The 12,479-nt window shown below is 72.4% G+C and carries 13 protein-coding genes; 6 read left to right on the top strand and 7 right to left on the bottom strand.

Annotated elements, in window-relative coordinates; translation table 11 throughout:
• Positions 1 to 37 precede the first annotated feature (37 nt).
• Positions 38 to 2,002, top strand: a complete 1,965-nt coding sequence (locus tag JKJ07_RS30825) for a SpoIIE family protein phosphatase (RefSeq protein ID WP_202995377.1) — start codon at positions 38 to 40, stop codon at positions 2,000 to 2,002.
• Complete coding sequence (locus JKJ07_RS30820) at positions 1,999 to 2,715, top strand: GAF and ANTAR domain-containing protein (protein WP_202995376.1); 717 nt, start codon at positions 1,999 to 2,001, stop codon at positions 2,713 to 2,715. The genes JKJ07_RS30825 and JKJ07_RS30820 overlap by 4 nt, the downstream gene beginning before the upstream one ends.
• Here the strand turns inward: JKJ07_RS30820 and JKJ07_RS30815 are convergent.
• Positions 2,712 to 3,059 (bottom strand): hypothetical protein, encoded by a 348-nt coding sequence (locus JKJ07_RS30815; RefSeq protein ID WP_202995375.1) that lies wholly within the window; start codon positions 3,057 to 3,059, stop codon positions 2,712 to 2,714. The two genes, JKJ07_RS30820 and JKJ07_RS30815, sit on opposite strands and share 4 nt — an antisense overlap.
• Before the next feature lie 35 nt (positions 3,060 to 3,094).
• On the opposite strand from JKJ07_RS30815, the gene JKJ07_RS30810 reads away from it, so the two are divergent.
• Positions 3,095 to 3,742, top strand: coding sequence for an alpha/beta fold hydrolase (locus tag JKJ07_RS30810; protein ID WP_202995374.1), 648 nt, complete (start codon positions 3,095 to 3,097; stop codon positions 3,740 to 3,742).
• On the opposite strand, the gene JKJ07_RS51905 is transcribed toward JKJ07_RS30810, so the two are convergent.
• Genes JKJ07_RS51905 through JKJ07_RS30785 form a run of 5 tightly spaced genes read right to left on the bottom strand, consistent with a single transcriptional unit; the run spans position 3,727 to position 9,087 of the window.
• A complete protein-coding gene (locus JKJ07_RS51905; protein WP_202995373.1) occupies positions 3,727 to 5,253 on the bottom strand; it encodes a GGDEF domain-containing protein in 1,527 nt (508 codons plus the stop codon). The genes JKJ07_RS30810 and JKJ07_RS51905 overlap by 16 nt on opposite strands.
• Positions 5,254 to 5,274: 21 nt before the next feature.
• The gene (locus tag JKJ07_RS30800) at positions 5,275 to 6,630 is read right to left on the bottom strand and encodes a HAMP domain-containing sensor histidine kinase (protein WP_307834486.1); all 1,356 of its coding nucleotides are present in this window, start codon (positions 6,628 to 6,630) and stop codon (positions 5,275 to 5,277) included.
• On the bottom strand, positions 6,627 to 7,301 hold the full coding sequence (locus JKJ07_RS30795) for a response regulator transcription factor (RefSeq protein WP_202995372.1): 675 nt from the start codon (positions 7,299 to 7,301) through the stop codon (positions 6,627 to 6,629). The genes JKJ07_RS30800 and JKJ07_RS30795 overlap by 4 nt, the downstream gene beginning before the upstream one ends.
• Before the next feature lie 14 nt (positions 7,302 to 7,315).
• Entirely contained in the window at positions 7,316 to 7,747 is a 432-nt protein-coding gene (locus JKJ07_RS30790) for an FMN-binding protein (protein WP_202995371.1), read from the bottom strand.
• Positions 7,748 to 7,761: 14 nt separating this feature from the next.
• Complete coding sequence (locus tag JKJ07_RS30785; protein ID WP_202995370.1) at positions 7,762 to 9,087, bottom strand: ferredoxin reductase family protein; 1,326 nt, start codon at positions 9,085 to 9,087, stop codon at positions 7,762 to 7,764.
• A 125-nt stretch (positions 9,088 to 9,212) separates the two neighbouring features.
• Between JKJ07_RS30785 and JKJ07_RS30780 the strand changes: the two genes are divergently transcribed.
• The 3 genes from JKJ07_RS30780 to JKJ07_RS30770 all read left to right on the top strand — a co-directional run bounded on the left by JKJ07_RS30780 (position 9,213) and on the right by JKJ07_RS30770 (position 10,900).
• Complete coding sequence (locus tag JKJ07_RS30780; RefSeq protein ID WP_202995369.1) at positions 9,213 to 9,908, top strand: hypothetical protein; 696 nt, start codon at positions 9,213 to 9,215, stop codon at positions 9,906 to 9,908.
• 590 nt (positions 9,909 to 10,498) lie between these two features.
• Entirely contained in the window at positions 10,499 to 10,699 is a 201-nt protein-coding gene (locus JKJ07_RS51285; RefSeq protein WP_202995368.1) for an aminoglycoside phosphotransferase family protein, read from the top strand.
• A gap of 33 nt (positions 10,700 to 10,732) precedes the next feature.
• The gene (locus JKJ07_RS30770; protein ID WP_202995367.1) at positions 10,733 to 10,900 is read left to right on the top strand and encodes a hypothetical protein; all 168 of its coding nucleotides are present in this window, start codon (positions 10,733 to 10,735) and stop codon (positions 10,898 to 10,900) included.
• Here the strand turns inward: JKJ07_RS30770 and JKJ07_RS30765 are convergent.
• Positions 10,897 to 12,309, bottom strand: coding sequence for an amino acid permease (locus tag JKJ07_RS30765; protein ID WP_202995366.1), 1,413 nt, complete (start codon positions 12,307 to 12,309; stop codon positions 10,897 to 10,899). The two genes, JKJ07_RS30770 and JKJ07_RS30765, sit on opposite strands and share 4 nt — an antisense overlap.
• Positions 12,310 to 12,479: the final 170 nt, after the last annotated feature.

Here is a 12,479-nt window from a genome sequence, read left to right as displayed (position 1 = left end):
GGGTGCACCCGGGGCCGGCACGCGCCAAGATGGAGCGGTGACCGACAACGACGAACCGGTTCATCCGGCCGGCCCGGCCGAGACGGTGCGGGAGGCGTACGAGCAGGCGCCGGTCGTGCTCGGCGCGCTCGGCCTGCCCCCGGGCTACCGCTTCGAGGCGGCGAACGCGGCGTATCGGGCCTTCATGGGCGGCCGGGACGTCGTCGGGCGCAAGATGCCGGAGTTGTTCCCCGAGACGCTGACCCAGCAGATCTTCGAGCTCTTCGACCGCGTACGGGAGTCCGGCGAGGTCCAGGCGGTCCGGGTGTGGCGGTTCCAGTTCGACCAGAACGACTCGGGTCAGCTGATCGACGTCCACCTCGACATGGTGCTGGGCCCGCTGCACGGTCCCGACGGCGAGATCACCGGCGTCACGTTGTACGCCAACGACGTCTCTGCGCAGGTGCGGGAGCGGCAGGAGGCGCAGGCCAAGGCGGCCGAGGCCGAGCGGCGCTATCAGGCGGCCCGCGACGTGGTGCTGGAGGTGCAGCGGGAGTTGCTGTCGGCCTCGCTGCCGGTGCTGCCGGACGCGATGCTGGCCGCCCGCTATCTGGTGGCCTCGCGCGACCAGGCCGCCGGCGGGGACTGGTTCGACGCCGTCCCGCTGGCCGACGGGTCGGTGGCGCTGGTGGTCGGCGACATCGTGGGCCACGGGGTGGCCGCCTCCGCGGCGATGAGTCAGCTGCGCAGCGTCCTCAACGCGGTGCTGACCCGCACGGGCGACCTCGAACAGGCCCTGGACTGGGCGAACGATGTGGCAAGCCGGTCCACGTCGATGCGAGCGGCCACGGTGTGCGTGGCGGTGCTCGACCCGGCTTCGGGACGGCTGCGCTACACCACCTGCGGGCATCCGCCGCCCCTGGCCGCCACGGTGGCGGGAGCGACCCGGTTCCTGCCCCCGTCCGGCGGCGGCCCGCTGGGCACCGGGTCACAACCGGTGATCGCCGAGGCGACCCTGGCCCCCGACGAGGTGCTGCTGCTCTACACCGACGGCTTGATCGAGCGGCCGGGGCAGAGCACCCAGGACGCGATGCGCGAGCTGGCCACGGTGATCGGGGACGCGGTGGCCAACCGGCTGCTGCCTCTGGGCGCGCCCGAGTCGGCGCCCGAGCGTGCCTGTGAGCAGGGCCTGGAGCTGATCACCAGGCGCGGCTACGACGACGACGTCACCGTCCTGGCCGCGCAGCGCCGCTCCGCACCGATCGCGCCGCTCGCCGTCGACCTGGCCGCCGCGCCGGGCCGGCTGGCCGAGCTGCGCGACACCGTCCGCGCCTGGTTGTGGCCGATCGGACCGGCCGGCGGGGACGAGCACGCGATCGATCTGGCCGTGTCCGAGCTGATGGCCAACGCGATCGAGCACGCCTATCCGCGGTTCCGGCCGGGCCCGGTCCGCCTCCGGGCCGACCTCGAAACCGGCGGGGTGCTGCGCCTGGAGGTCGCCGACGACGGCGTCTGGGCGGAACCGGGCGACCCGCCGGCCACCAGCGGGCGCGGCCTGTGGCTGGCCGGGGCCCGGCTCGACGATCTGCGGGTGAGCCACCCCAGCGGCCCCGGCGAGCACGGCACGACGGTGACGATCCGGCACCGGCTGACCCGGCCCGCGGTCGTCGCCGCGGACACGCCACGGATACCGGCCCGGCGCCCGGCGACCGAGTTCGCCGCCCGTCTCGAGGAGGGGCCGCCCCGGGTGCTGCGGGTGTCCGGCCCGCTGGACATCGCGACCGCCGACGAATTCGCCGACCAGCTCGACGTGGCCGGGCGCGGTGGGGTGTTCCCGCTCGAGGTCGACCTGTCGGAGGTCGAACTGCTCGCCAGCGCCGCCGTCCGGGTCCTGTTCCAGGCCCGCGACCGGAACGCCGCCCACGGCCACCCGCTCACGCTGCGCGCCGTGCCGGGCAGCAATGCCGCCGACGTGCTGGACCTCGTCGGGCTGCCCTGGCAGCCGGCCGGGGCGGGCCGATGACGAACAGTCGCGCGCACCCGGCCGACCTCGCCCGCGATTTCGTCGCGCTCAACCAGTATCTGAACGCGGGTGGCGAGCGCGGTGCGGCGCTGCGGCGGCTGGTCGACCTCGCGGTCACCGCCGTGCCGGGCTGTCGCTGGTCCGCCGTCACCCTCTGGCGGGAACAACGGCACCCGCGCACCCTGGCCGTGACCGGCGAGGTCGCCCAGAAGGTGGATCAGATCCAGTACGACCTCGGCGAGGGCCCGTGCCTGACCGCGGCCGCGGACGACCAGCCGGTGCACAGCCCCGATCTCGACGAGGAGGAGCGCTGGCCGCGGTTCCGGGAGGCCACCCGGGCGGCCACCGCCGTACGCGGGGTGTTGTCGTTCCATCTCAGCGACGGGCCCGACCGCACCGCCCTCAACCTCTACACCGACCAGCCGGCCGCCTTCACCGCGGAGGCGATCACCCTGGCCTCGCTGTTCGCCGCGCACGCCCGGGTGCTGCTCCTGCACGCTGACAGCGCCGAGAAGGCCGCCCAGCTCAGCGGGGCGCTCACCACCAGCCGGCAGATCGGCGCCGCCGTCGGCATCCTCATGAACGTCCACAAGGTCACCGCCGACCAGGCCTTCGACCTGCTGCGGACCACCAGCCAGCAGCTCAACCGCAAGCTCAACGCGGTCGCCGAGGACGTCACCCAGACCGGAACCCTGCCCCGCAAGCCCGGTTAGAGCGGCCGCACTCCCCAGTCGGCCTCCCGCGCCGCCCGAGCCTCCGACCAGATCCGCTCGAAGCCGGCCGCGGAAAGCGAGGTGATCCGCAGTTCCGATGCGTCCGAAGGGGTGAAGTCGAGCGGTGCCTCCGGGCTGATCCCGTACGTGTATTCGTAGGCGGCGACGGCCCGCCAGCCACCGGTGTCGCGGGCGTGCAGGGTCTCGGCCAGCGACGCCGCCGCGAAGAAGACGTCGTCGCGGTCGCGCTGCTCGACGTGGCGCTGGGACCACTGCGAATCGTCGAGCTCGTCGTAGCACCAGTGGCCGTGCCCGGGCATGAACCAGCGGATGTAGGTCGCCACCGGGGCACTATAAGAGACCGGGGCACTATAAGAGCATGGCCACGTTCGTTCTGATTCACGGTGCCGGGGATGTCGGGTGGTATTGGCATCTGGTCGAGGCCGAGCTGCGCGGGCGCGGTCACGAGACCATCGCGCCCGATCTGCCGTGTGACGACGACGCGGCCGGCCTGCCCGAGTACGCCGACGCCGTCGTGCGGGCGATCGGCGACCGTACGGAGGGACTGGTCGTCGTCGGGCAGTCGCTGGGCGGCTTCACCGCGCCGATCGTCTGCCATCGGGTCCCGGCCGAGCTGCTGGTGCTGGTCGCGCCCATGATCCCGGCCCCCGGCGAGGCAGTCACCGACTACTGGGCCGCCACCGGCTACGACCACGAGACGACCGGCGACACGATCGACGTGTTCTATCAGGACGTCCCGTCCGCGCTGGCCGCCGAGGCCGTCGAGCGCGGCAAGCCCCAGTCCGAGGCCCGGCTGGGCGAGCCCTCACCCCTCACGAAGTGGCCCGACGTGCCGACCAGGGTGATCATCTGCCGCGACGACCGCATCTTCCCGCCGCCCTACCTGCGCCGAGTCGCCCGGGAACGCCTCGGCATCACCCCGGACGAGCTCGACGGCGGCCACACCCCCGCGCTGAGCCGCCCGCGGGAACTGGCCGCCCTGCTCGAGTCCTACGTGACCGGCTGAGCGGACAGGCCGAGGCGCCAGCGGCCCTTGCCGTCGTGCTTGGCGGCGTACATGGCCAGGTCGGCCCCGCGCAGCAGGGTGCTCACGTCGTCGCCGGGGGCGGCGCAGGCGATGCCGATGCTCGCGTTCGCGCTGACCGCCGTGTCCTCGAACGGCACCGGGGCGGCCAGCTCGCGCAGGAACCGCTCGGCCGTGGGCACCGCGTCGCCGCCGGCGCAGTCGTGCAGCAGCACCGCGAACTCGTCGCCGCCGAGCCGCGCGACCAGGTCGCCGGGGCGCACCGAGCCGCGCAGCTTGTCGCCCACCCCGATCAGCAGGGCGTCGCCGGCCGCGTGGCCCAGGGTGTCGTTGACCGCCTTGAACCCGTCCAGGTCGATGATCAGCACCGAGGTGAGCCCGGGCCGGGTCAGCGAGCGCGCGACCTCGTCGTAGAAATGGGTGCGGTTGGCCAGGCCGGTGAGGCCGTCGGTCTGCGCCTGCCGGCGCAGCTGCTCCTCGTGTTCGCGCAGCTCGGCCAGGGTGGCGTCGAGCTGGTCGATGAGGCGGGTGTTGTCGTGGAACGTGGCGATCTGGCGGCACACGACCAGCGCGAAGATCAGCCCCAGCCCGGTGATCGCACCCCACAGGCGGGCGTCGGGGCCGGCCGGCAGGATGACGAGCACCGAGGTGAAAGCGACCGCGATGGACCCGTACGGGAGAAGGCTGTAGGGCTTGCGACGGCGGGAACCGAAGACCGCGGCGTTGGTCTCGCGCACCACGATCTCCTGCAGCCGCGGGCCGATCAGCAGCAGCATGGAGGGCAGGAAGCGGACGACGTAGACGTACGCCGGCATCGGCCCGTCCGCCCCCGGGGCCAGGAAGAACCCGAACGTGTTGACGGCGGCCGAGACGACCATCGGGGTGGCGGCCACCCGGTGCATGGGGGCGTTGCCGCTGAGCACCAGCTTCACCGCGGCGAACCCGGAGGTGAGGATGACCGCGCCGGTGGCCAGGATGCTGACCACGTCGCCCTGCGGGTCCGGGCCGACGGTGAAGCACCAGGCCACGACGGCGCCGCCGATGAGCACGGTGGTCGCGTCGAGCCAGAAGGCCACCATCTCGCGCCGGGTCCGGCCGGGCATCGGGTGGATCAGCATGACGACGATGAGCGCGATCACGCCCAGCGCGAACAGGGCGCTCTGCACCGTGCCACCGACCGTCGACCACTGGTCGTGGCCGCGCAGGGCGATCACGGCCTGGGCGGTGTCACCGACGGTCCACAGCCCGGCGGCGACGGCCAGCACGGCCCAGAACCGGCGGGCGGCGCCCGCGGCGAGCCGGAAGACACGCCAGGACGTGTACGCCATCAGCAGGTCCATCGGCGCCTGCAGCAGCCAGAACACCTGGACCTGCCGGTTGGCCTGCCCGGCGAGGGCGAACAGCGCCACGCACCCGGCCAGCGCCCACAGGGCAGCCCCGATGATGACGGGATCGCGGCGGAGCGCGACGAGACCCGAGCGGTGCTGCTTCACTCCGTCGCTATCGACCGACGATCATGCGGGCTGAGGATTAGGGAGCCGGATCGTCACCACAGTGCCGTGCGGGGACCGGGCCGCCGCGGACGCGGTGCCGCCGTGGTGGTGGGCCGTCTGGGCGACGATGGCCAGCCCCAGACCGGAGCCGGGCAGCGCGCGGGCGGCCGGGGCGCGATAGAAGCGGTCGAACACGTGCGGCAGGTCCTCGGTGGCGATCCCGGGGCCCTCGTCGGTCACGGTCAGCTCCCACCAGTGCGGCCCGTCGGCCCGCAGCCGTACGGCCACCGTGCCGCCGGACGGGCTCCACTTGGCCGCGTTGTCGAGCACGTTGACGACCATCCGCTCGAGCTCGCCGGGCCGTCCGGTGACCGGGGCCGGCGTCAGGTCGGTGGCGAACGTGACACCCGACGCGCGGGTGCGCACACGCGACACGGCGGCCGAGATCACGTCGGCCAGGTCGAGCGGCTCGGGCGCCTCCCGGGTCGCGTCCTCCCGGGCCAGCTCGACGAGCTCGGTGGTGAGCGTGGTGAGCTCGCGCACCTGGGCGTCGAGATCGGCCAGCAGGGCCGCGCGTTCCTGCGGGGGCAGCCGGTGCGCCTCGGACGGCCGTCGCTCCACCTGCAGCAGCAGCTCGACGTTGGTCCGGATGCTGGTCAGCGGCGTCCGCAGCTCGTGCCCGGCGTCCTCGACGAGGGTGCGCTGGGCCCGGCGGGAGGTGTCGATGGCGGCCATCATCGTGTTGACCGAGCGGCCCAGCCGGGCGATCTCGTCGGCCCCGGTGACCTCGATCGGGCGGCTCAGGTCCATCGTCACGGCCACCTGCTCGACCGAGGCGGTGAGCCGGTCGACCGGGGTCAGGCCGGCCCGCGCGACCACCCGGCCCAGCCAAGCCGCGCCCGCGACGCCGACGACGCAGACCACCGCGAGCAGCCCGGCCAGCATCGTCAGGGTCTGCCGGGTGCGCTCCTGGTTGATCGCGACCTGCACCGCCCCGCCGGCGTCGAGCGGCACGGTCAGCATCTGGTGGACCTTGCCGTCGATCGTCACCTCCTGCTGGCGGGGCGGGCTCGTGCGGGCGGCGACCTCGCGGGCCTCGGCGGTCACCGGCAGCAGGTCCGTCGGGCTGGCTGTGACCGAGCCCGCGGGGTCGAGAAACTGCCAGCGCGGCCCGAAAGCCTTTTTCGCGTACGTCGGTGTGGCCTGCCACTGGTCGGGCTGAGCGGCGATGACCCGGGCGTCGGCCGAGAGCGTCGCCTGCACCTGATGAGCCTGCAGGGCGGCCACCGTGAGCAGGGCGGCCCCGGCCATCACGATCACCGCCGCCGCCACGGCCGCCGCGACCATCACGGCCAGCCGGGTGTGCAAGGTCTTCACAGTGGGTCTTCCCGCAACACGAACCCCACCCCGCGTACGGTGTGCAGCAGCCGCGGCTCCCCCAGCTTGCGGCGCAGATAACCCAGATAGACGTGGATGCTGTTCGACCCCTCGCCGAAGTCGTAGCCCCACACCTGCTCGAACAGCGCGGCCCGGCTCAGCACCTGCTTCGGGTGCCGCATGAAGATCTCGAGGATGCCGAACTCCGTACGGGTGAGCTTGAGGGGTTGCTCGCCCCGCCACACCTCACGCGTCGCCGGATCGAGGCGCAGATCGGCGTACGAGAGAAGCGGCGAGGCGGTCGCGGTCAGAGCCGAGCGCCGCAGCATCGCCCGCACCCGGGCCAGCAGCTCTTGCAGGGCGAACGGCTTGACCAGGTAGTCGTCGGCGCCCGCGTCGAGCCCGGCCACCCGGTCGCCGACGCTGTCGCGGGCGGTCAGCATGAGCACGGGCAGCGCCACGCCCTCGGCCCGCAGCAGGCGGCAGGTCTGCAGGCCGTCGAGCACGGGCATGCTGACGTCGAGGATCATCAGGTCCGGCGCCGCCGTACGCACCTGGTCGAGGGCCTGCATCCCGTCGGCCGCGGTGTCGGCCTGATAGCCCTCGAAGCGCAGCGTGCGCGCGAGCGAATCGCGCACCGCCGCGTCGTCGTCGACGACCAGGACCCGCATCGTGCCTCCGCTCGCTATCCGAGTTGCGCGCTGTCCAGGGCGGCCTGCAGCGACTCCTTGTACGCGGCGCTGGTGAACGTCGCGCCCGACACCGAGTCGATGTCGGCGCTCTGCTCGGCCAGGGTCTGCTCGTACAGCGACGGCAGGGCGCCCTTGGTGACGCCGGCGTCGGCCGGGTCGTCGGCCGGGGAGACCGGCGCCTCCACCTGAGTGATCTTGCCATCGGCCACGGTGATGCGGACCTGCACGGGTCCCCAGTTGGTCGGCACCGACGAGCCGTCGAACGTGCCGCCGTCGCCCTCGGCGTTCGGGGAGCCGCTGGGCGCCGGGCCCGCGGTGGCCACGGCCTCGGGCGTCGAGACCGGGGAGTTGGTGCTGGTGCGATAGCTGAAGAGCAGCACGAGGGCGGCCACGGTGGAGAACGCCCAGAGGGTGATACGTCGCATCGGTCGGCCTCTCGTTACCAGTTGAACAGTTCGGTGTGCACCCGCGCGGCCGGCACCCCGGCGGCGCGGACGGCCTCTCGGGCCTGCGCGGCCCATTCCTCGGGGCCGCAGATGTAGACGCGGGCGGCGGCGATGTCCGGCGCGAGGTCGGCCAGCTCGTCGGTGCGGCCGCCGGGCAGCCACGAGCGGCTGCGGGCCCGGGGGCCGGTCAGGTAGACCACGCGGACGCCCCGCTCGGCGGCGTACCAGTCGAGCTCCTGCTTGAAGGCGGTCGAGGCGTCGTCCCGTACGCGGTAGAGCAGGGTCGCCTCCCCCGGCGCGTAGGGCAGCTCGCCCAGCAGCGAGAGCAGCGGGGTGATGCCGATGCCGCAGGCCATCAGCACGACCGGCCCGCCCGCGTAGTCCTCGCCGGTCAGCTTGCCGAACGGGCCCTCGACGAGCACCCGGGTGCCGCGCTTGAGGGTGGCCACGCGCCCGCTGCCGTCGCCCGAGTCCTTGACCGTGATCCGGATCTGCTCGGCCGGCGCCGCCGACAGCGAGAACGGGTTCGAGCGCGTCCAGCCGGGCCCGTCGAGGAACCGCCAGTGGAAGAACTGCCCCGCCCGTACGGGGAGTTTGTGCAGGTCGTTGCCGTTGAAGTAGACGCTGGTGACGCCGTTGGCCTCGGGCACGACCCGGTCCACGACGAGCCGGTGCCGCCGGTTCCGGAGCAGAGGCACAACCACCCGGTACGCGATGATGGCCGCGACCGCGAGCCCCCACAGTCCCCACCAGTAGGCCGTGGCCGGCGGCGAGCCCACGAAGTCGCTGCCCGACCACAGCTGGTGCGGCAGGGCCAGGAAGGCGCCCAGGTACGCGTACAGGTGCAGCAGGTGCCACGACTCGTAACGGAGCTTGCGCCGGGCCGCCCGGATCGAGGTCACCACCACCATGACCAGCGCCAGGAAGCCGCTCGCGGCCAGCAACATGCCCGGGAAGTTCCAGATCATGTCCCAGAGCTGCCGGAACGGGTTGTTACGGGCGGTCGCGGCGTAGCCGAGCGTGATCAGCACGATGTGGGCCACCATCAGCCAGAACGACGCGAAACCGCTCCAGCGGTGCCAGCGGGCCAGCCGGTCCTGGCCGAACGCGCGCTCGACCAGCGGGATCCGGGCCATCAGCAGCACCTGGATGAGCAGCAGGTCGGAGGCCCAGAGGCCGAGGAGGCGACCGGTGGCGGAGAGCGCGCCGCCACCGGTCAGATCCTGCAGGCCGCCGTTCGACACCCAGAGCGCGGTCACAACGAGCAGACTCGCCCCGGCTGCCACCGCGACGACGTCGCCTTTGGTCATGATCCTCATGAGCCCACGATGGCCGTGTTAGATGAAGGCTCAAGTAAATGAGTCTAAGAGCTCGCTAAGAAACCGCCACTCGATGCCGACTGAGAATGCCCGGCAGCATCTCCCACAGGAACGGACGGGTGAACGTGACAGACTGGTTACCGCCGTACGTCACCACGCCGCCGCCCCGCCGCGAGGAGCCGGTCGCCGAACCACCGGCCCGGGGCTGGCAACGCACCCACACCGTCGCCGCGGCGGCCGCAGCGGCCGTCCTGGCCGCGACCGTGGGCGCAGCGGTGATCAGCTCCCCGGCCGACGGCGTCACCATCGTGGCCGCACGGCCCGCCGAGCCGATTCCGTCCTCCCCGTCTTCGACACCTTCATCGTCGCCCCCGCCGTCGTCTTCGCCTTCGTCGCCTTCTTCGCCGGCCCGCGCGACCCGCTCGGTCGCACCGGTCGCCGTGCCGGCATCACGGCCCGCTCGGACCACACCGTCGTACGTGGCTTCACCCGGTGAGCTCGTCCGCGCCCAGGCCGAGGTCACCCGGGCCGAGAAGGAGTACCGCCGTTTGCGGGCCGCCGGAGCCACCACGGCCGACCTGCTGATTGCGCGCTTCGAGATCGAGGCGGCCGCGCAGCACCTGGCCGACCTCAAGGCCGGAAACCCGCACGCCGGGCACCGCTACCTGCGCATCCTCGAGGCCAAGGCGTACCTGGCCAAGGCCGAGCAAGAATACCGGCGCGCATTCGCCGACCCGACCAGCTCCGAGGCAGACCGCCAGGAGGCAGCAGCCGAACTAACGCTGTGGCGCGAGCGACTCGCCGCAGCCAAGCGCAGCTAGAGCGACCTCTGCGACGGCGCGCAGCTGGGCGCGGTTGGGTCCCGGACCCGTAGCTAGGCGGCTAGGGCCAGGTCCATGGCGAGGCGCGGTTGAAGCGGGGTCCGTGGCCAGGCGCGCCTCAGGACCGAGTCCGTGGCGAGCGCACCCCGCCCGGCCTCGACGCCGAACGGCGCAACCGGATCGGTGCCGTGTCGCTCGGCCGGGTTCTGCGGCAGCCACCGCCGGCCGCAGGACGCGCTGCCGAAGCTCCGGTAGCCGCGGAACATTGACTCCGCCGCCAGAAGAACGACCACTCCCCAAGCCCGCGCATGCCGGTCCTCCCCCACCCGCGCCGCCGACGTCCCGGGCGCGGACCACCAGTCTGGAACACGCCCCGACCGCCCGCCCAACCGCCCTCAGCCCCCTGTCAGCTACGGCCCACCGTGACGCGGTGACGTCATCGCACTTCGGGATGCCGGAGAACCTGCGCGACACCGGCAACTACCCGCCGTTCGCCGCCTGGGCCGCCGCGCTGCCGGGGATCGTGGCCGACTCGCCGACCACTGGCAGGTCGAGGTCGAGCGGCCGTTCCAGCCGGGCGGCACGGCGTAGTGGGTGGCCCCCGTACGCGACGGCCGCGTGCTCAAGGTGGGCCGGCTCCCGACCCGGGTCTGGCCCGCGCCGCCCTCGACGTGTGGCGCGAACTGCCCCGCAGCGCGCCCCGGCAGGTGCTGCTCTGCACCGACCTGCACCCCGGCAACGTGCTGCGGGCCGAGCGCGAGCCGTGGCTGGTCGTCGACCCCAAGCCGTAGGTGGGAGATCCCTGCTACGACCCCGTCCAGCACATGCTCAACTTCCCCGCCCGCCTCGCCGCGGACGCCGCAGGCTTCGCCAACCGGATGGCCGCACTGCTCGACCTCGACACCCGCCGCGTCCGGCGATACCTGGCCGCCCGCTGCGCGCTGGAACCCGACTTCTGGGGCGTGGCCGAGCAGCTGAGGGGCGAGCTCTAGCGGTTCAGCTTGCTGTGGTGGCGGCCGTAGAAGGCGTACAGGATCAAACCGAGCAGGAACCAGATGGCGAAGCGCAGCCAGGTGACCGGGTCGAGGAACGTGATGAGCCAGATCGAGAAGACGATGCCGACAACCGGGATGACCGGCATGCCGGGCAGGCGGAACGAGCGCGGGATGTCGGGGCGGCGGTAGCGCAGCACGATGACGGCCACGCAGACCACGACGAAGGCCAGCAGGATGCCGATGTTCGTGAGCTCGGCCGCCTCGCGGATGGGCAGGAAGCCGGCGATGATCGCGGACACGATGCCGGCGATCCAGGTGACGCGGCTCGGCACCTTGCGGGTCGGGTGCAGCTTGCCGAACCAGGCGGGCAGCAGGCCGTCGCGGCTCATCGAATACCAGACCCGGGTCACGCCCAGCATGAAGGTGAACATCACGGTCAGGATGCCGATGATGGCGCCGACCGCGATGACGTCGGCCAGGCCGGACAGGCCGACCGCGGCGAACGCCGACGAGAAGCCGCTCTCGGGGTCGATGTCCTGGTAGTTCTGCATGCCGGTCAGCACCAGCGTGGCCAGCACGTACAGCACCATCGAGATGATCAGCGAGTAGATGATGGCCTTGGGCAGGTGGCGGCGGGCGTCCTTGGACTCCTCGGCCGCGGTGCTCATCGCGTCGTAGCCGAAGACGGCGAAGAACACGGTGGCCGCGCCGGTGATCGCGCCGCTCCAGCCGAACGGGAAGAACGGGTCGTAGTTCGACCGGTTGATGTGGAAGACGCCGACCCCGACGACGAGCAGGACCACCAGCACCTTGAGGATCACCACGGCGGTCTCGGCGCGGGCCGCGGCCCGGATCCCGCGGTTGAGCAGGTACGCGATGAGCAGGCACAACAGCACGGCGAAGAGGTCGACGACGTGCCCGTCGCCGGTGCCGGGAGCGCCGAGCATCCAGGCCGGCAGGTCGAGCCCGAGCTCCGCCATGAGGAACGAGAAGTAGCCGCTGATGCCGATGGCCACCACGGAGACGATCGCCGTGTATTCCAGCAGCAGGTCCCACCCGATGAACCACGCCACCACTTCGCCCAGCACGACATAGCCGTACGTGTACGCCGACCCGGCCTTGGGGATCATGCCGGCGAACTCGGCGTAGCTGAGCGCGGCCGCGGCGCTGGCGATGCCCGCGATCAGGAACGAGAACAGCACCGCGGGCCCGGCCGTCTCGTTGGCCACCGCCCCGGCCAGCGCGAAGATCCCGGCGCCGATGATGCCGCCGACCCCGATCGCGGTCAGTTGCCACAGCCCGAGCGACCGATGCAGGTCGGTGTCCCGCTCGTCGGACACGTCGTCGATCGGCTTGCGGCGGAAGATCCCCGCCCCTCGCCCGAACCGCTGCGGTGACACAGACATGGCGGCCTCCTCGATCGGCTCCTCTCGGAGTACCACGGGAAGGCGTTGCGCGCATCTACAGACGTAGATGTATTTCAGGCGCGGGCAAGCGCCACCGCGATGAACAGGCCGTAGAACACGATGAAGCCCGCGATCAACGCGATCGTCGTGCCCGGCCCGATCGAGTGCTC

The sequence above is a fragment of the Paractinoplanes lichenicola genome (genome assembly GCF_016785085.1).
GTDB lineage: Bacteria > Actinomycetota > Actinomycetes > Mycobacteriales > Micromonosporaceae > Actinoplanes > Actinoplanes lichenicola.
The sequence above is the reverse complement of the archived record's forward strand: the minus strand, read 5'-3'. Positions and strand labels throughout refer to the sequence as shown.